At 43.9% G+C, this 19,301-nt stretch carries 19 protein-coding genes and 1 tRNA gene; 14 read left to right on the plus strand and 6 right to left on the minus strand.

The features are described 5' to 3' along the window. Position 1 precedes the first annotated feature (1 nt). The gene (gene secG, locus D1614_RS05790; protein WP_119436966.1) at positions 2-328 is read left to right on the plus strand and encodes a preprotein translocase subunit SecG; all 327 of its coding nucleotides are present in this window, start codon (positions 2-4) and stop codon (positions 326-328) included. A gap of 99 nt (positions 329-427) precedes the next feature. On the opposite strand, the gene D1614_RS05795 is transcribed toward secG, so the two are convergent. Together D1614_RS05795 and D1614_RS05800 are read right to left on the minus strand one after the other, a co-directional pair. Next, positions 428-1,021 (minus strand): hypothetical protein, encoded by a 594-nt coding sequence (locus D1614_RS05795; protein WP_147384042.1) that lies wholly within the window; start codon positions 1,019-1,021, stop codon positions 428-430. A 512-nt stretch (positions 1,022-1,533) separates the two neighbouring features. Continuing rightward, a complete protein-coding gene (locus D1614_RS05800) occupies positions 1,534-2,637 on the minus strand; it encodes an AraC family transcriptional regulator (protein ID WP_119436968.1) in 1,104 nt (367 codons plus the stop codon). 391 nt (positions 2,638-3,028) lie between these two features. Here D1614_RS05800 and D1614_RS05805 point away from each other — a divergent pair, with 391 nt between their 5' ends. The 10 genes from D1614_RS05805 (at position 3,029) to D1614_RS05850 (ending at position 11,370) form a co-directional block, all read left to right on the plus strand. Continuing rightward, entirely contained in the window at positions 3,029-3,307 is a 279-nt protein-coding gene (locus tag D1614_RS05805) for a co-chaperone GroES (RefSeq protein ID WP_119436969.1), read from the plus strand. Positions 3,308-3,330: 23 nt separating this feature from the next. Then, positions 3,331-4,965 carry a chaperonin GroEL gene (gene groL, locus D1614_RS05810; protein WP_119436970.1) on the plus strand — a complete coding sequence of 545 codons (1,635 nt, stop codon included), beginning with the start codon at positions 3,331-3,333 and terminating at the stop codon, positions 4,963-4,965. 402 nt (positions 4,966-5,367) lie between these two features. Next, positions 5,368-6,702: an NADP-specific glutamate dehydrogenase gene (gene gdhA, locus D1614_RS05815; RefSeq protein ID WP_119436971.1), complete on the plus strand. Its 1,335-nt coding sequence runs from the start codon at positions 5,368-5,370 to the stop codon at positions 6,700-6,702. Between the two features lie 164 nt (positions 6,703-6,866). Then, positions 6,867-7,631, plus strand: a complete 765-nt coding sequence (locus D1614_RS05820; RefSeq protein ID WP_119436972.1) for a TatD family hydrolase — start codon at positions 6,867-6,869, stop codon at positions 7,629-7,631. A 29-nt stretch (positions 7,632-7,660) separates the two neighbouring features. Further along, entirely contained in the window at positions 7,661-8,704 is a 1,044-nt protein-coding gene (locus D1614_RS05825) for an asparaginase (protein ID WP_119436973.1), read from the plus strand. Between the two features lie 70 nt (positions 8,705-8,774). Beyond that, positions 8,775-8,862 (plus strand) — tRNA-Ser (locus D1614_RS05830). A gap of 143 nt (positions 8,863-9,005) precedes the next feature. Next, positions 9,006-9,809: a MotA/TolQ/ExbB proton channel family protein gene (locus tag D1614_RS05835; RefSeq protein WP_119436974.1), complete on the plus strand. Its 804-nt coding sequence runs from the start codon at positions 9,006-9,008 to the stop codon at positions 9,807-9,809. A 16-nt stretch (positions 9,810-9,825) separates the two neighbouring features. Further along, the gene (locus D1614_RS05840; RefSeq protein WP_119436975.1) at positions 9,826-10,287 is read left to right on the plus strand and encodes a hypothetical protein; all 462 of its coding nucleotides are present in this window, start codon (positions 9,826-9,828) and stop codon (positions 10,285-10,287) included. Between the two features lie 33 nt (positions 10,288-10,320). After that, positions 10,321-10,887, plus strand: a complete 567-nt coding sequence (locus D1614_RS05845) for an ExbD/TolR family protein (protein WP_119436976.1) — start codon at positions 10,321-10,323, stop codon at positions 10,885-10,887. 12 nt (positions 10,888-10,899) lie between these two features. Then, the gene (locus D1614_RS05850; protein WP_119436977.1) at positions 10,900-11,370 is read left to right on the plus strand and encodes an ExbD/TolR family protein; all 471 of its coding nucleotides are present in this window, start codon (positions 10,900-10,902) and stop codon (positions 11,368-11,370) included. 69 nt (positions 11,371-11,439) lie between these two features. On the opposite strand, the gene D1614_RS05855 is transcribed toward D1614_RS05850, so the two are convergent. From D1614_RS05855 to D1614_RS05865, 3 genes are read right to left on the minus strand one after another with little or no spacing between them, the layout of a single operon-like run. Then, positions 11,440-12,759, minus strand: coding sequence for a DEAD/DEAH box helicase (locus tag D1614_RS05855; RefSeq protein WP_119436978.1), 1,320 nt, complete (start codon positions 12,757-12,759; stop codon positions 11,440-11,442). Positions 12,760-12,807: 48 nt separating this feature from the next. Further along, the gene (dprA, locus tag D1614_RS05860; RefSeq protein ID WP_241558083.1) at positions 12,808-13,875 is read right to left on the minus strand and encodes a DNA-processing protein DprA; all 1,068 of its coding nucleotides are present in this window, start codon (positions 13,873-13,875) and stop codon (positions 12,808-12,810) included. A 45-nt stretch (positions 13,876-13,920) separates the two neighbouring features. After that, positions 13,921-14,373: a hypothetical protein gene (locus D1614_RS05865; protein ID WP_119436980.1), complete on the minus strand. Its 453-nt coding sequence runs from the start codon at positions 14,371-14,373 to the stop codon at positions 13,921-13,923. Positions 14,374-14,470: 97 nt separating this feature from the next. On the opposite strand from D1614_RS05865, the gene aroB reads away from it, so the two are divergent. Next, on the plus strand, positions 14,471-15,535 hold the full coding sequence (gene aroB / locus D1614_RS05870) for a 3-dehydroquinate synthase (RefSeq protein WP_119436981.1): 1,065 nt from the start codon (positions 14,471-14,473) through the stop codon (positions 15,533-15,535). A 41-nt stretch (positions 15,536-15,576) separates the two neighbouring features. Next, positions 15,577-16,809, plus strand: coding sequence for a 3-phosphoshikimate 1-carboxyvinyltransferase (locus D1614_RS05875; RefSeq protein ID WP_119436982.1), 1,233 nt, complete (start codon positions 15,577-15,579; stop codon positions 16,807-16,809). 94 nt (positions 16,810-16,903) lie between these two features. Here D1614_RS05875 and D1614_RS05880 read toward each other — a convergent pair whose 3' ends face one another. Beyond that, positions 16,904-17,416, minus strand: coding sequence for a nucleoside deaminase (locus tag D1614_RS05880; protein WP_241558084.1), 513 nt, complete (start codon positions 17,414-17,416; stop codon positions 16,904-16,906). 93 nt (positions 17,417-17,509) lie between these two features. On the opposite strand from D1614_RS05880, the gene aspS reads away from it, so the two are divergent. Next, a complete protein-coding gene (gene aspS / locus D1614_RS05885; RefSeq protein WP_119437411.1) occupies positions 17,510-19,267 on the plus strand; it encodes an aspartate--tRNA ligase in 1,758 nt (585 codons plus the stop codon). Positions 19,268-19,301: the final 34 nt, after the last annotated feature.

Consider the following 19,301-nt stretch of genomic DNA (forward strand, 5'->3'; position numbering starts at 1 on the left):
GATGTATACTTTTATCACAGTTTTACTGTTTATCGTTTGTATCCTTTTGGTGATGATTGTTTTGGTGCAAAACTCAAAAGGAGGTGGCTTGGCCAGTAACTTCCAGTCTACAGGCCAGGTGATGGGTGTTCGTAAAACAACGGATTTTCTTGAAAAAGGTACCTGGGTACTGGCAGCAGCCTTGTTGTTTTTGTCGGTTGTTGGTGCCGGTTTTATTCCGCGTGAGCAAGTAGAAGCTGAACAGTCGCGTGTTCAACAACAAATCGAGAATATTGCGGACCCCACACAGGTTCCAACTTTCCCAACTACTCCTCCGGATTCAATCTAACAGTTTTATTACTGTTTACATTCGAAGAATAACAACAAAAAATATTTAGCCACTTGATTTTCAGGTGGCTTTTTTGTTTTGTCTTTGTACAAACAGCTATTACAAAGTGAACCTTGGCGAAGAAAGATCGGATTCCACCACTACGGGAACCTTCAAATCGGCATGAACGGTTACTTCGAAATTGGAGTACCCGTAAACACTAATAAAGATGAGAGTTCTGGGATTACTGTCCATCTTTTGAATCACCGGCTGTAGAAAGTCATCCAAATCAAGACTAAATTCAGTTGCTGTTAACGACCGTCCCTCAGCAAGCAACACCACCGGCTCCTGCATGTGAACATCCAGACTCCCCACTGCGGCATATCCCCAAACAATGGTGAGCGACTGAATCTCGTTCGCACCTTCCAGTCCGTTAAATATCAGCTGTGCCCCGCTCCCCGGAGCAACTCCCAACACCGCCCCCGGACAATTAACCAGATTGTCTTTGTTCGCCAGGCAAAAAGAAGCATTTCCCCTGAACATGTAGGTTTCAGCAGCAGTACTTTTGGCAACCAGCGCCTCCTCCATCTGCCAGGCATCTAACGGAACTTCAACCAGAAGTTCTGCATCGGTTTCGATATTTGTTTCAGCTTCGTCGCAAGAGATGGTGAACAAAAGTAATACCCCCACCCAAAGTAAATTTAAGATTTTCATGGCTTTAGCTTTTATAATAATTGTTTCCAGTCTATGCAGTTTCGTCGTATTGTCAGGCATTTTGTTTACGATATTTTAAGTTGGTATGTTTCGGGAAACCGGCTAAACCGAGAGCGTAAAAACAGCCAAAAGCCAGGCTCCGGGTTGTTGAATAAAAGTCTCAAATAAGTGATCGACCCAATTTTTGCAACATAAGAAGCATCGAAAAAGCTCTTTTTGTTTTCATGGAATATCCTTTGAGGTTCAAATAACATAAATTACACACATTTACCCTGGCTCGTCAGGAGCTTCAAACCTTGTCTGCCTTAGTCGCTCTAATCGCGGCCGATCAATCTGAGTAGTTCTTATTTACGGTCAGCTTTCTCTTTGTTTCTACTATTCCGGGACCGCAAAAAGACGAAACCGAAAAGTTTCAAAACATCGAGTTTTAGCAAATTTAAGGCACACAACCTACACGCAAATGTCAAATTTGATTCAGGAAAAAGCAATTTTAGACCAAAATGTCTTTTATTTCATTTTGAGAATTCAGAATTTACAATTTGCAGATAATCAGAAGGCGTTATTCCAAACCTGACCTGAAAACATTTGGTAAAGTACGAAGGACTGCTAAATCCTGATTCAAAGGCAATTTCGGCAATATTCGATTCCTGCTGATTCAAAAGATCGATGGATTTTCCTAAACGGTATTCCCGGATAAAGTTATTGGGTGACAGTCCCAATAACGCAATCATTTTCCGGTAAATTTGAGACTTACTCCAGCTCAATTGTTTCGAAAAATCATCGACCAGGAAAGATTCGTCCTGCCACTTTTTCTCCACGCAGTCGAGCAACATGTTTACAAATTGCTCATCCTCGGCACTTAACACGTCAAAAACAGCTGCATCTATTTCTATCCATGAACCTTCTGACTGAGTTAACTCCCTGAAGTCCGAACTCAGCAACACTTTTTCCCGGGCAACATGGCAAAGCCGCTCACTGCGCCTGGTTGCTGATTTGCTTTCCCCATTGCCAGAAGAAACTTTTGCCACCGTACTTAGCCCCATTCTTAAAAAGACCTTCGAATGCAGTTTTTTATTTAACAGCGCGTAAAATCTTTCTTTCAATAGAACTGAACACTGTAGCGCTTCATCTGCAAATTCAAAAACAACATAAAAACGTTCAGAGCCACTGTTTAATACTTTTCCGTTGAACGTACCAACAAGCGACAGGATGCGGGAGTAGAAATCTTTCAGCGTCATTCTGAAATCACTGACTTCTTCCTTTTTCATTGACTCAAGCATGGTATCAAAAACCAACATCACCTGTCTCCCTGTTGATCTCCGTCCATTGGGTTTAACTTTCGACTCTTTTCGCAAACGCTGCAAATCGGTCCATACATTCTGTAGTGCGGGTTTGTCAACTTCGATTAAGTTATTGAAGCTACCTCCTTTACCATCCAGAATACCTTCAGATGCAGCAGCGTCAACCATGCAGATAATTTTTCCATCTGCCCGATTGAACAAACAGACCAATTCCTGCGACTCATACAACTTCAACAATGAACACAATTCCGACAAATGAATATCCCTGAATTGTTCTATCTCTGGTTTATCACGACGGTCAGCTAAATTTGACATATCGTGAATTTTAAATGAACACTCGTTAGTGGAAATTTTTGGTGAAAACAACGGCTAGATTCCGCCAACCAAAACTTTCGTACTGAAACACCGGTTCTCTTAATTTGTTCATTCATTTAAACATTTCCTTTATTGAAGTACTATCCTCGCCGAGCGCCAAACAATCGTTTGTTTTTGGCTTGGTTTCTGTCAGGCTGTCAGATAATCTGACAAACCAATAAAGCACTATATTACAACTACTTAAACAAAATCCGTCTTTCAACAAGAACCAGGCTGGTGCAATTTTGTCCAGAAATATCCGCTAAGCCTCCGGAAAGGACCCTTGGCACAGAATGTGCTACGGAAACCGTGTCGAATTAAAAAAATGTTTAATAAATAAATTCTTATTACAATGGCAGAACTAAAAGGTAGAATCCTGGCTGGCAAAATTCTTGTAAAGCCACAGGAAGCTGAAACAAAAACGTCCAGCGGAATTATCATTCCTGATTCAGCAAAAGAAAAACCACAAGTGGGTTCAGTTGTATTGGTAGGTGCTGACAAAAAAGACGAACCAATGGAACTGAAAGCCGGCGATGTTGTTTTCTACGGTAAATATTCGGGAACCGAACTAAACATTGACGGTACTGATTATTTATTGATGTCTCAAAACGACGTTTTATACATTAATTAATCAAAACAAAAAACAGATAAAAGATGGCTAAAGAAATTAAATTTAATATTGAGGCCCGCGACCTGCTGAAAAGCGGTGTTGACCAGTTGGCAAATGCAGTGAAAGTAACACTTGGTCCTAAAGGTCGCAATGTTGTAATTGAGAAAAAATTTGGTGCTCCGCAGATTACAAAAGACGGCGTAACGGTTGCCAAAGAAATTGAGCTGAAAGACGCCTACGAAAACCTGGGTGCACAAATGGTAAAAGAAGTAGCCTCTAAAACCGGCGACGATGCAGGTGACGGAACTACTACTGCAACCGTATTGGCTCAGTCGATCGTAAACGTAGGTCTGAAAAACGTAACTGCAGGTGCCAACCCAATGGATCTGAAACGCGGTATCGACAAAGCAGTTGAAGCGGTTGTTCAGAGCATTGCAGATCAGGCACAGACCATTGGCGACGACTACAAGAAAATCGAATCAGTTGCTAAAATTTCTGCCAACAACGACGGAGTAATCGGCGCACTGATTGCAGAAGCCATGCAAAAAGTAAACAAAGAAGGTGTTATTACCATTGAAGAAGCAAAAGGAACCGACACTTACGTTGACGTAGTGGAAGGTATGCAATTCGACCGTGGTTACATCTCTCCCTATTTTGTAACGGATGCCGAGAAAATGGCAGCAGAACTGGACAATGCTTTCATCCTGATCCACGATAAAAAGGTCAGCACCATGAAAGATCTTCTTCCTGTATTGGAAGCCACTGCTCAAACGGGTCGCCCGTTGATGATCATTGCTGAAGATGTGGACGGCGAAGCGCTTGCTACTTTGGTTGTAAACCGCTTGCGTGGTTCATTAAAAGTATGTGCCGTTAAAGCTCCGGGCTTTGGCGACCGCAGAAAAGAAATGCTCGAAGACATCGCAATCCTTACCGGTGGTACAGTAATTACCGAAGAAAAAGGTATGAAACTGGAACAAGCCACTATTGATATGCTGGGCCAGGCAGAAAAAATTATCGTTGACAAAGAAAATACAACTGTAGTTAATGGTGCAGGCTCTCAGGAAGCTATTTCTGCCCGCGTTGCACAAATCAAAACTCAGATGGAAAACACCACTTCTGATTACGACAAGGAAAAACTACAGGAACGTTTGGCAAAACTGGCTGGTGGTGTTGCAGTAATCTATGTTGGTGCCGCTTCTGAAGTGGAAATGAAAGAAAAGAAAGACCGCGTAGATGACGCACTTCACGCTACACGTGCAGCAGTTGAAGAAGGAATTGTTCCTGGCGGTGGTGTTGCTTACATCCGTGCCATTGAAGCACTGGCTAATTTAACCGGCGACAATGATGACGAAACTACTGGTATCGAAATCATCAAACGTGCTATCGAAGAGCCACTTCGTCAGATTGTAGCCAATGCAGGTAAAGAAGGCGCCGTAGTAGTACAAAAAGTAAAAGAAGGTACAGCTGACTATGGATACAACGCACGCATCGACCAATACCAGAATCTTTTGGAAACTGGCGTTATCGACCCGGCCAAAGTAACGCGTGTTGCACTTGAAAATGCTGCTTCTATCGCCGGTATGTTCCTGACTACAGAAACAGTTATCGTTGATATCAAAGAAGACGCACCAGCTCCGATGGGCGCTCCCGGAATGGGCGGCATGGGTGGCATGATGTAAAAAACGATATTCATACTACATATTAAAAGCTCTTCCTTTTTCAGGAAGGGCTTTTTTTTATTCGCTTCAGGAAAAATTCCGTGAAAAACAGTTTTAGCCTGTTTTAAAATGCAACGGATTTCACTTTTAACAGCTCCCAAAATACTGACAATCGTCAGACAGTGTTATTTAACATCTTTTCGACAAATGCAATTAATTGACTTTCAGTAAATTAAAAACCTGCCGATCTTATTCAAAAGATTGCTTTTTACTTCAGAAGTTCTCTACCTTTAGTCCGTTAATAAATTAAACAAAATCGATTGCTAAGCACATAAAAGTGCTTACAATACAACTTAGTTTTAACTTCGGAATTCAAGGTTTCGAATCAAAAAAGAAAAGTGACTTCCGATAATTAAGGTCGTTATGAGAGCAGACATAAATGAATTCATTGAGAATTTGACAAGAAGAACTCCCGGCGAAAACGAGTTTCACCAGGCAGTTGAAGAAGTAATCGGTTCAGTTTGGGATTTTTACGAGAAAAATCCGCGTTATCAAAAAGCAAAAATCCTTGAACGCATGTGTGAGCCGGAACGTGTAATTATGTTCCGTGTTCCGTGGGTTGATGACCGTGGCGAAGTTCAGATTAACCGTGGTTACCGTGTAGAATTTAACTCCGCACTGGGCCCGTACAAAGGAGGTCTTCGCTTCCATGCCAGTGTAACACTGAGCATCCTGAAATTTTTAGGTTTTGAACAAACCTTCAAAAACAGCTTGACCACACTCCCGATGGGAGGAGGAAAAGGCGGATCTGATTTCAGTCCCAAAGGAAAAACCGATGGCGAAATCATGCGCTTTTGCCAGTCATTCATGAACGAACTTTACCGTCACATTGGCCCGAATACCGATGTTCCCGCAGGTGACATTGGCGTTGGTGGTCGCGAGATCGGTTATCTGTTTGGCCAGTACAAAAGGCTGAAAAACGAATTCACTGGCGTTCTAACGGGGAAAGGACTTGCCTGGGGCGGTAGTTTAATCCGTCCGGAAGCTACCGGTTTTGGAGCGGTTTACTTTGCACAGCATATGTTGCACCGCCTGGGACAGGATATTGAAGGACAAACAGTTGCCGTTTCCGGGTTTGGAAACGTAGCCTGGGGAGCCATCTCAAAAATCAACCAACTAGGAGGAAAGGTCGTAACCATTTCAGGTCCTGATGGATACATCTACGACAAAGAAGGCATCAGCGGCGACAAAGTAGATTACCTGCTTGAACTGCGTGCCAGCAACAACGACATAGTAGAACCCTATGCCAAAGAATTTGGTGCAGAGTTTTTTGCGGGTAAACGTCCGTGGGAAGTTCCGGTTAATATTGCTATGCCTTGTGCCACAGAAAACGAAGTGGACCTGAACGATGCCAAATCGCTGGTTAAAAACGGCTGTACTATGTTGGCCGAAGTTTCCAACATGGGTTCAACAGCTGAAGCGGCAGAATACTTGTCGGAACACTGCCATTACGCACCGGGGAAAGCAGTAAACGCCGGTGGAGTTGCAGTTTCCGGTTTGGAAATGTCGCAAAACAGCATGCGTATTAACTGGCCCGCCGAAGAAGTGGACCTTCGCTTAAAGGACATTATGAAAAACATTCACGACACCTGTGTAAACTACGGGCTCAACGGCCACAAAGTAGATTACATTAAGGGAGCCAACGTGGGCGGTTTCGTAAAAGTTGCCGAGGCTATGATGGCACACGGAGTTGTGTAAGCATACCATTATTATATACCTGGAAAATCCGCAGAAATCTGCGGATTTTCTTTTTTATGGGTTATTAAGCCAAAATGTACTCATCGTTAAATTTAAATTATAGATAATGTTGAAATAGCCGACGTCACAAAACACTTTTTTACATTTGTCGAAATTTGCTCAAAATGCTGATTGACACACATTCTCATATTTATTCGGAGGAATTCATACACGATCGTGACGAGGCACTCCAAAGAGCCTACGACAATGGGATCAAAAAGATCATTCTGCCGAATATTGATTCCGGCTCAATAAAACACATGCTGGACCTATCGGATGCATACCCCCACCTTTGCTATCCGTTAATCGGCCTTCACCCCACTTCGGTTGATGAAGATTACAAAGAAGAACTTGAAGCGGTTGAATACTGGCTGAACAAACGCAAGTTTTATGGCATTGGCGAAATCGGCATCGATCTTTACTGGGAAAGAAAATTTATCGACGAGCAAAAAGATGCTTTCCGCCACCAGATAAGGCTGGCCAAAAGTCACAATCTTCCCATTGTTATTCATGTCAGGAATTCTTTTGAAGAAACCTACCAAATTGTAAAAGAAGAACAGGATGGTAGTTTGAGAGGCACCTTTCATTGCTTCTCTGGCTCGGCGGCTGAAGCACAAAAAGTAGTCGACCTGGGATTCTTTTTGGGAATTGGCGGCGTTCTTACTTTTAAGAACAGCAACCTGGAAGAAGTGGTCAGTTCGGTAAAAGTTGACAATCTCTTACTCGAAACCGATGCGCCCTACCTGGCACCTGTTCCCAAGCGCGGAAAACGTAACGAAAGTTCCTACCTTGTTTATATCGCACAAAAGCTGGCCGAGATATACAACATCTCTGTTACAAGGGTGGCTGAAATAACCACAACAAATGCGCGTGGATTATTTGAAATTTAATAACTTGCAGGCCGATTTTTAGGACTGTAATGAACAACGGAACAGAGAAAAAAACATCCATTCTGATTATTTATACCGGTGGAACCATCGGGATGGTTCAACATCCGCAAAACGGAACACTGGTACCCGTGCGTTTTGAAAAAATCCAGGAAGTAGTTCCGGAGCTGAAAAAATTCGATTTCATTATTAAAACGGTAACCTTCAATCCGGCATTGGATTCATCCAATATGAATCCGGTGGTCTGGATTAAAATTGCCAAAACAATCGAACGTTACTACAGCCAATACGATGGTTTTGTGGTACTCCACGGAACCGATACAATGGCGTACACTGCTTCGGCCCTGAGTTTCATGTTCGAAAACCTGGACAAGCCCATCATTCTTACCGGCTCGCAATTGCCGATCGGAATGATACGTACCGATGGAAAGGAAAACCTGATAACTGCGGTGGAAATTGCAGCCGCCAAACACGACGGAGTCAGCACGGTGCCCGAAGTTTGCATCTATTTTGATTTCAAACTATACAGGGGGAACCGCACTGTAAAACGCGATGCTGAGCTTTTTAGTGCTTTCCGCTCGGTTAATTACCCGGAACTGGCCGTAGCCGGAATTGACATCAAGTACAGCAACGAATTTATTTATCATCCTGAAAACAGAGGGATATTAAAGGTAAGTACCAACTTTGACGATAATGTGGTTATCTTAAAAATATTTCCGGGGATCAACCAGAACGTTTTGAATTCGGTATTGGAGACTCCCGGGTTAAAAGGTGTTGTTCTGGAAACATTTGGCTCGGGCAATGTGCCCACCTCCCGTTGGCTGATCAACAGCATTAAACGGGCTATCAAGCGGGGAATCATTGTTTTAAACATCACGCAGTGTGAAGGAGGAAGAGTTGTAATGGGACAATATCAGACCAGTTTGGAGCTTTTAAACGGGGGGGTCATTTCAGGAAAAGATATGACAACAGAAGCGGCAATTACCAAGCTCATGTTTCTGTTGGGACAAGACTTGAAACACGATGAAATTAAAATGTATCTCAATAAGAGTATGAGAGGGGAAATTAGTGAATAGCGAACTTTTTTTTTCACAATTTTTTATTAATTTGCAGCCCTCATTTTTGGGGAGACCAGTGATAAATACTGGAGAGGTGCAGGAGTGGCTGAACTGGCACGCCTGGAAAGCGTGTGTACCGCGAAACGGTACCGGGGGTTCGAATCCCCCTCTCTCCGCTGAAGGGAGAAAAAGTTCTTGAAATGTGCAGGAGGTTGGCAAAACACCGGGCACATTTTTTGTAGTGAGGGACAGTTATTAAATTCAAAATCAAAGCAAATAAAAATCAAAAGAGATTATTAATTAAAAATTCAAATCAATTATGAAAAGACTATTCGCGTTAATAGCCGTATTTGGGATGCTGTTTTTTATGGCATCAAACGTAGCGCTTGCTCAGGATGAACCAGCTGCTACACCAGAAGCAACTGCCCAACAGGTAGATCAGACTGTCGATCAGGAAGAACAAGCGGCAGCTGCGGCTGAAGAAGGAAAATCATTACACAGTCAATTGAAACAAAAATTTATCGAAGGTGGTCCAACTTTCATGTCTTTCGTTTTGATCACATTGATCCTTGGATTGGCTTTCGCAATTGAAAGAGTTCTTTACTTGAACCTGGCTACCAGCAACACTAAAAAATTATTGGCTAAAGTTGAAGAAGCTTTGGAAAATGGTGGTGTTGAAGCTGCAAAAGATGTTTGCCGTAACACTCGCGGACCTGTTGCAAGTATTTTCTACCAAGGTCTTGACCGCTTCGATCACGGTATCGATGTAGTAGAAAAAACCGTAATTTCTTACGGAAGTGTTCAGGCCGGTCTTTTGGAAAAAGGTTTGAGCTGGATCGCATTGTTTATTGCTCTTGCTCCTATGTTAGGTTTCATGGGTACAGTAATCGGTATGATTAGTGCATTCGACGCTATCGAAGTTGCCGGGGACATTTCTCCCTCATTGGTTGCTAACGGTATCAAAATCGCGTTGATCACCACTGTAACAGGTCTTATTGTTGCTATCATTCTTCAGATTTTCTACAACTACTGTGTAGCTAAAATCGATAGCATCATCAATAACATGGAAGATGCTTCCATTTCGTTGCTTGACCTTTTGGTAAAACATAACATGAAAAAATAATAAGGAGTATTGAAAAATGGGTAAAACAGGAAAAATAGTTACGATAGTACTGTGGGCTCTACTCATTGTTTCAGCAATACTTGTCGTTTCGTTGATGGTAAACATTAACGAGGAAGTTGACACTGATCCTGCAATGAATAGTTGGGTAAATTCCAACTTGGTATGGGCTTACATACTTTTAGCTTTCGGGGCTGGAGTAGCAGTTATTTCATCTCTGCTACACATGTTCACCGATAAAAAAGCAGCTAAAAATGGTATAATCTCTCTCGTATTTCTTGGCGCCGTTTTCTTGGTAGCATATTTACTGGCCTCACCTGAGATTCCTCAGTTCCCGGGCGTAGATAAATTTATTACCGACGGAACCTTGAATGAGAGTGTGTCTAAATTGGTAGATACTGGATTGTATGCAACTTATATTCTAATCGGATTGGCGATTGTTTCAGTTGCATCATCTTCAGTAATGCGTTTAATTAAGTAATCAGTTTCGTGGTAATTAAAAACAGGAAAAGTTATGTCTAGAAAAATGCCGGAAATACCGTCTGCCTCGCTGGCAGATATCGCATTCATGTTGCTGATCTTTTTCCTGGTAACAACCACGATGGACGTTGACAGCGGTCTTCGAAGGAGACTTCCGCAATGGGTCGATAAAGAACAGGAAGATGAAAACGATATTAACGAACGTAACATCTTTGTAGTTCTGGTAAATAAAAACAACGACTTGTTGGTAGAAGGAGACTACGAACGTATTGACAATCTTCGCGAAAGGGCAAAAGAGTTTATGGAAAATCCATTTGACGATGTGAACTTGCCCGAGAAAGAACCAAAGGAAATACCTTACTTCGGTGAAGTAATGGTAACCAAAGGAGTTATTTCTCTGCGAAATGACCTTGATACCCAATACGGAACGTATCTCGCTGTACAAAACGAGCTGGTTGCTGCCATTAATGAGTTAAGAGACGAGTTAGCAATGAGAAAGTGGGGAAAACCTTACAGTAATCTTGACAGTGAACAACAAGGCGCTGTTCGGGAGATTTACCCGCAGAAGATCTCAGAAGCTGAACCTAAAGGAAAAATCTAAAAAGAATAAGAGATGAGTAAATTTAGAAAAGATGGCGGGAAGGAACTTCCTCCAATTTCGACGGCTTCTTTGCCGGATATCGTGTTCATGCTTTTATTCTTCTTTATGGTTAGTACTACAATGCGTGAAGTAACTTTAAAAGTAAAGATGCGCCTTCCGGAAGCTACCGAATTGAGCAAACTGGAAAAGAAATCTTTGGTAAGTTACATCTACATTGGAGAACCTCAACCTCAGTTTCAGAAAACATTTGGAAAAGCACCACGTATTCAGTTGAACGATCAGTTTGCTGATGTAAGTGAAGTTCAGGATTATGTAATTGCTGAACGTGAAGCAAGAGTGGAAGCAGAACGTCCGATGATTGTCACGTCTCTGAAAATTGATGAAAATACGAAGATGGGTATTGTGAACGATGTTAAGCAGGAATTGCGTAAGTCGGCTGCATTGAACATCAACTATTCATCAAGAAGAAGAGCTGAGCGATAAAACTCGATCAATGCAATATACAAAAAAGGGAAGCGATGCTTCCCTTTTTTATTGCTGTCAACCAACAACTTATTTTCTTTTCTTTCTCTTCTGTCGCGCTTTTGTTCTCGAAAACTTGTCGTCATAAGAGCGTTTCAAACTCTTATGTCTTTTCTTCTGATGAAAGGCCCCTTGAAACGTAGGATCGTCTATTTTTCGCTGCCTGTCAATTTCCTTAAGCTGTTGCTGGTTCTCTCCAAATTCAGTTTCCAGAATTTCCACCTCTTCCGGAAGGGGCAGCAATTCAACATGGGTACGAATCAATTTCTGGATTTTATCCCAGTGCCATTCATCTGACGGATCGATCAATGTTATAGCATCTCCTTTATTTCCCGCCCTGGCTGTACGGCCAATTCGGTGAATGTAGTCGTCGTAGTCATTCGGTAAATCAAAATTGATTACATGACTCACCTGGCTTACATCCATTCCGCGTGCCGAAACATCGGTGGTAATCAGTATCCTGACTTCACCGTTTTTAAATGCCTGAATGGAGTTGATCCGTGAGTTCTGTGCTTTGTTGGAATGAAGAATACGCTTCTCCCCTTCTGCTTTTCTTTCGATCACCCGAAATACTCCCTCCGCATGTTCCTTGGTCTTCACAAAAATGACGACACGGGTAAATTTCTCTTCGTCTTCCAGTAAATGCTTTATCAGGTTCAGCTTGGTCCTGTAGTTGGGAACGTTGTATGCTTTTTGCGTTACCAGCTCCACAGGTGTGGCCGATGGTGCCATCTCCAGCTTATCGTAATGATCCAAAAATTCGGCAGCAAGCTTTTCAATGGGTTCAGAAAAAGTTGCAGAGAAAAGAAGATTCTGCCGCTTGGCCGGAATGACCTCCTGCAACTGACGTAATTGCGGCATAAAACCCATATCCAGCATCCGGTCGGCTTCGTCGATAACCAGGTATTTCACCTTGTTCAGTTTCAAGGCTCCCACCTTGTACAAATCCATCAACCGGCCCGGGGTTGCCACCAGGATATCAACTCCCGGTTCAAGTAAGGCCGCATGTTTTGTCCACCCTATTCCGCCAAATATAGCGGCATGCCGCAGTTCTGAATAGGAAGTCAGTTCTTCAATATCTTCTCCCACCTGAATGGACAATTCGCGGGTAGGAACCACTATCAACACCCGGGGGTCGGTTCCTTCGGGCTTTCTTAAGCGCGTTAAAAGAGGCAGCAGGTAAGCAGCCGTTTTCCCGGTACCGGTTTGAGCCACACCCACAATATTTACCCCCGAATTTATTTTAGGAATAGCATGTTCCTGAATCGGTGTTGGCGTTGTAAAACCGATGTCGTCCAACGATTTCAGTATCGACTTTGCTACTTTTAATTGCTCAAATGTTTTCTTCATGCCGCAAAAATAGAAAACTTAAATGAGAATGAGAGCTTTAACTGCAAATCACTTTAAACGATATATTTTTCCGGGCAGGGCCTGAATAACATTTTGGAATTCAAGATTTAACAACATCACGGAAACACGGCTCACCGGAAGTTGAACTTCGGCAGAAATCTGATCGATAAAAAGTTCTTTTTCTTTTAACAACAAATCCACCACTTTTTGCTCTTCCGGTTTCAATTCAACAAACAAACTTGATTGCACCGCCTCTTTTCTGACAACCGCTTCCCATCCCATAAAATATTCCAGGTCTTCAATCCCCTCGATTAAGGTTGCGCCGTTATTACGAATCAGCTGATTGCACCCTTTCGAATAGACATCGCCCGAACGCCCGGGAAAAGCATACACATCGCGGTTATAAGAAGAAGCAATATCTGCGGTAACCAGGGCGCCGCCTTTTTCTGCCGACTCTACTACGATAGTTGCATCAGCCAGACCGGCAATAATACGATTACGTTTCAGAAAATTCTGCGGATCTATTTTTGTCCCGCTCGGGAAATCGGTTAACAAGCCACCATGCTCCAACATACTAACGGCGGTTTCGCGGTGCAACGCCGGATACAGGCGGTCCAGTCCGTGGGCAACCACACCAACAGTGGGGATGTTATTCTTCAGAGCTGCACGGTGCGCGTGAATATCAATTCCGTAAGCCAAACCACTCACCACCAGTATATCATAGCCTCTTTCTGCAAATGCACTTACCAGGTCGTCGATCATGCGTTTTCCGTAATCAGTGGCATTGCGCGTACCTACAATACTAATAACTCGCTGTTTGTCGGGATTAAAGCTGCCCTTGTAATAAATCAATATTGGTGAATCGACACAGCTTTTCAGCCTTCGCGGATACCCCGGTTCGGTGTAAAAAGCCGTTTTTATTCCATGTTTATGAATATACTCCAGCTCTTTCTCAGCCTTCTCCAGCACCTTCGAGTTACGAATCCTCCGGGCGTTTTGCTCTCCAATTCCGGGAATTTTCTTCAGTGAATTCAGCGACGAACTAAAAATATCTTCCACGCTCCCCACATAAGCCACAAGATTTCGCGCCAGAATTCCGCCGATCCCGGGTAACATAGAAAGTGCTATTTTATATTTGAGGCTTTCTTCCATGCAAGGGGTTTAGCTCCGAAGTATTTTGTACAGGCTGTCCTTCATTTTCTGCCGGTCTTCAAAGGGCAAGGCCGATAAACTAACCGAGGGATATTCGGCAATTCCGTTCCTGGTTCGCACCAAAAAAGTCAGATCAGTAAGCTTTCCAAACAGCGAATTCTCGAAATGTGCATTCTGAAGAATTGTATGCGGAAACTCAATAGAATGATAGGATTTCGATCCAAAACTAATGGCTTTGTAGTACCTTAACACGATCCTTCCATGTTCATCGTTAAACTGCAAATACTGGTAATCAGCCACATGAAAAAACAAATACCAAATGGAAAAAACGCCCACTCCGGCTAATCCGAAAATGGTGTAATCAAGTAAAAACAATGCAAGACTTATTAAAGCAATCACAATACTCACCAGAAAAAAAATGCGTTTATACCTGGTGGCCCTCCTCCTGTTCGTAATCTTCATTCTTCGTTATTAAAATTCTAAGACTTGTCTGACAGTGTCCGGAAACAAATCCAAAACCCATTATTATTATAACTTTAACGCAATTTAGCAGCAACATATGGGAAATTCAACAATTTATTCCAAAATATTATACACACGTGATTTGGAAGCCGAACTCAAAGCTTACATCGAAAAATACCCAAAAGGAAAAGTGTTTCTGGCTACCGAAACTACGATGGACGAGCTTTGGCTCCCCCGTTTCAACGCTTTTTTTGAAGAATCAGGCGTTAAGAAAGTGGTAATTCCCGCCGGTGAACACAACAAGAAAATTGAGTCGGTAGGTAAAATATGGGAATTTCTTTCGCACAACGGTTGCGACCGCAAATCACTTTTAATTAACATTGGCGGCGGAATGCTCACCGATTTGGCAGGCTTTGCGGCTACCACCTTCAAACGTGGCATCGATTTTCTGAACATCCCAACTACCCTGCTTTCACAGGTGGATGCTTCGGTGGGAGGAAAAACTGGGATAAATTTCAGCGGGCTGAAAAACGAAGTGGGAACGTTTAAAGAGCCGATTGCTGTTATTATCAATACCGATTTTCTGAAAACGATTGACCGCGAGAATTTGGTTTCGGGTTTTGCAGAGATGATCAAACACGGGTTAATTCATAATCCGGAGCACCTGGAAGAACTCAAGCCTTTTGACTTCGACAACATCGACTACGACCATCTTCAGGAAATCATCCGCCACTCGGTGAATGTAAAGGAGTACTTTGTTGCCAACGATCTTACGGAAAACAACATTCGTAAGGCGCTGAACTTCGGACACACCGTCGGTCATGCTTTTGAAAGCCTGGCCATGGAGCAAAAACGCCCGGTACTGCACGGATATGCGGTGGCCTACGGAATGATTGCAGAATTGTACCTTTCCGTAAAAATGTGTGGTTTCCCTGAAAGCGACCTAAATATATTAACACAGTGGATGCTGGGAATTTACGGCAAATTCGAAATTTCAGAAAGCGATTTTGAACGCCTTTACCAGCTGATGACACACGATAAAAAGAATGAATCAGGACGGATCAATTTCACGCTGCTACCGGAAATCGGGCAAATTGCCATCAACCAAAATTGCAGCAAAGAATTGATACAGGAAGCACTTGAATATTACCGAAACCTGTAATCCCATTTTTAGTTGAATCAAAGAGTCAGAAATTACAGCCTATGAATTACCAGATTTCAGCAGCTATAAAAAACTTGTCGGGAACCATCCAACTGCCGGCGTCGAAAAGTATCAGCAACCGGGCGCTTATCATTCATGCCTTGAGTTACAGTCCCTACCCGATACACAATCTTTCGGACAGCGACGATACCAAGGTGCTGCAAGCCGCACTTTATTCGAACTCAAGTAAGTTTGACATTGGCCATGCCGGAACTGCGATGCGTTTTCTGACGGCCTTTCTGGCGAAAGTGGTTGGCGAATGGGAAATCACCGGCTCGGAACGCATGAAACAACGCCCCATTAAAATTCTGGTAGATGCTTTAACCGAACTCGGGGCCAACATTGAATACCTGGGAGAGGAAGGTTGCCCGCCACTCAAGATATTTGGTTCGCACCTAAAAGGAAAAACCATCCAGCTCGACGGCAGCGTATCGAGCCAGTACATTACGGCCTTGTTGCTGATTGCGCCCACGCTCGAAGGCGGACTGACATTAAATCTCAGAGGCGATGTAACTTCGCGCTCCTATATAAAACTTACGCTGGAGCTGATGGCCAAATTTGGCATTCGTTACCAGTGGCATAAAAACGAAATCATCGTTCCGGAACAGCGCTATTTCCCGATCGATTTTATCTGCGAAGCCGACTGGTCGGGAGCTTCGTACTGGTACCAGATTATGGCACTGGTTGATTCGGGCGAAATACTTATGGAAAACCTGGTGCTCAACAGCCTGCAGGGCGATGCCGACATTGCGGCCTGGTTTCAGCATTTTGGAGTGGAGTCCATTCAGGAAAAAACCGGGGTGATACTCAGCAAAACAAAAAACAACCAGCCCGACCGTCTGGATCTTGACTTTATCGAAAACCCGGACGTGGCACAAACCATGGCCTGTCTGTGTGTAGCGAAAGGCATTCCTTTTCATTTTACTGGCTTGAAAACGCTGAAAATAAAGGAAACCGACCGCATTGCAGCTTTGCAAAACGAACTGGCCAAATTCGGAGCTACCCTGGTTGAACCGGCGCATGGTGAACTTGCCTGGGACGGAAAGCTTGACATGGAAACCAAAGAAGAGCTTCCGCTGGTAAAAACCTACCACGACCACCGCATGGCGCTGGCCTTTGCACCTATGGCACTGGCCGGACTTCCGATGCGAATCGAAGACCCGATGGTGGTTACCAAATCCTATCCCGGGTTCTGGAGCGATCTGAAGAAGATTGGTTTTCAGGTTTCAGAATAGAAAATATTGATATGTGTATGAAGTATTAAGTACTGAGTAACTCCTATTTCAAGTACTCAATACACACATCTCATTACTCACTACTATAAAAATCTCATCTCTTTTTCCGGAAAAAGTCCTGCATCAGTTCGCGGCATTCGGTTTCCAGAACACCACCCTGTACTTCGGTTTTGGGATGAAGCGCCTGCGCCGCATATTTTTTGAAGCCCCGTTTTTCGTCGTGCGCACCAAATACCACTTTACCGATCTGCGACCACCCCAGCGCCCCGGCACACATCACACAAGGCTCGAGCGTAACATACAAAACACAATCATTCAAATATTTCCCGCCCAGCAAATTGGCAGCGGCAGTAATTGCCTGCATTTCGGCATGAGCCGTAACATCGTTCAGCGTTTCGGTGAGATTGTGGGCCCGCGCAATAATTTTCCCGTTCGCAACTACCACCGCCCCTACCGGAACCTCGCCTTTGTCGTACGCCTGCAAGGCTTCCGCAAAAGCCTTTTTCATAAAATATTCGTCGTTAAATGGCTCAATCATGGCTGCAATTTCTCTTAGGTTCTTTTTTTGTTTTTCGTTATTCCTCCCACCGGCTTCCATCCGGTCCATTAATCTTGGTTATCATACAAGTTAAGGCGACAAATGTCGGACAAAATTGCCAAAATCTTCTTATTTTCGCAACCGAATAAAAAGACAGACATCATGTACAGAACACATACTTGCGGCGAGCTACGTATTGAAAATATAAACCAGGAAGTTACGCTTTCAGGTTGGGTGCAGCGCATCCGCGACCTGGGAGCCATGAGTTTTATCGACTTGCGCGACCGCTACGGAATTACACAATTGGTAGTTGACGAACAAACCGATGCCTCAGTGGCTTCGATGCTGGACCAACTGGGCCGCGAATTTGTGATTCAGGCAAAGGGAACCGTTCGCGAACGTTCGAGCAAAAACAAGAACATTCCAACCGGTGAGATCGAAATTGCCTTGAGCGAAATCAACGTTTTGAGCCAATCGGATATTCCTCCGTTTACCATTCAGGACGATACCGATGGTGGCGACGAACTGCGGATGAAATACCGTTACCTCGATTTGCGCCGTGCTCCCGTACGTGATAACCTGATTCTGCGTGCAAAAATGGCACACGCCGTTCGCAATTACCTGAATGAAAAAGATTTTATTGAAACCGAAACTCCGGTTCTGATCAAATCGACTCCCGAAGGTGCCCGCGACTTCGTAGTTCCGTCGCGTATGAACGCCGGCGAATTTTATGCACTGCCGCAATCGCCGCAAACATTCAAACAATTGCTCATGGTGGCCGGATTCGACCGCTACTACCAGATTGTAAAGTGTTTCCGCGACGAAGACCTGCGTGCCGACCGTCAGCCAGAGTTTACCCAGATCGACTGCGAAATGTCGTTTGTGGAGCAGAAAGACGTGCTTGAAATGTTCGAAGGCCTTACCAAGTATATGTTTAAAGAAACGCTGGGTGTTGAAGTGGAAGACTTCCCATGGATGCCTTACAGCGAAGCCATGGAAAAATACGGTTCGGACAAACCTGATACCCGTTTTGAAATGCTGATCAGCGAGCTGACCGAAACCGCAAAAGGAAAAGGTTTTGGCGTGTTTGATGCAGCCGAATACGTTGGAGCCATTGCAGCCAAAGGTTGTTCGGAATATACCAGAAAACAGCTTGATGGTTTGACTGAGTGGGTAAAACGTCCGCAAATTGGCGCCAAAGGCTTGGTGTATGTAAAATGCAATGCCGACGGAAGCTTCAAATCGTCGGTTGATAAATTTTATTCGGAAGAAGACCTGAAAACCTGGGCAGAAATTACCGGTGCCGAAGCAGGCGACCTGATCCTGGTAATGTCGGGCGACAAAGAGCACATACAGGAAGCACTGGGTTCGCTGCGTCTCGAAATGGCCAACCAGCTGGGACTGCGCGATAAAAATATTTTCAAACCTTTGTGGGTGGTCGACTTCCCGCTGCTCGAATGGGACGAAGACACACAACGTTTCTACGCCAAGCACCATCCGTTTACTTCGCCCAAGCCCGAAGACATTCCACTGCTGGATACCGATCCCGGAAAAGTTCGCGCCAATGCCTACGACCTGGTGATCAACGGTGTTGAAATCGGTGGAGGTTCGGTACGAATCTTTAATTCGGAGTTACAGGCAAAAATGTTTGACAAACTGGGCTTTACTCCCGAACAGGCACAGGCACAGTTTGGCTTCCTGATGAACGCCTTTAAATTTGGTGCACCGCCACATGCCGGTATCGCCTTTGGTTTCGACCGTTTGGTATCGATGTTTGCCGGGCTGGAAACGATCCGCGATGTGATCGCCTTCCCGAAAAACAACGCCGGCCGCGATGTAATGATCGACTCGCCTGCACCAATCGCCAACGAACAGCTTGATGAACTCAACCTGGTAATCGATTTAAAAGAAAAGAAATAATACCTATCCAAAATAGTTGAAAGGCATCTCCGCG

This window comes from Maribellus luteus, assembly GCF_003576475.1.
In the GTDB taxonomy this organism is placed as follows: domain Bacteria; phylum Bacteroidota; class Bacteroidia; order Bacteroidales; family Prolixibacteraceae; genus Draconibacterium; species Draconibacterium luteum.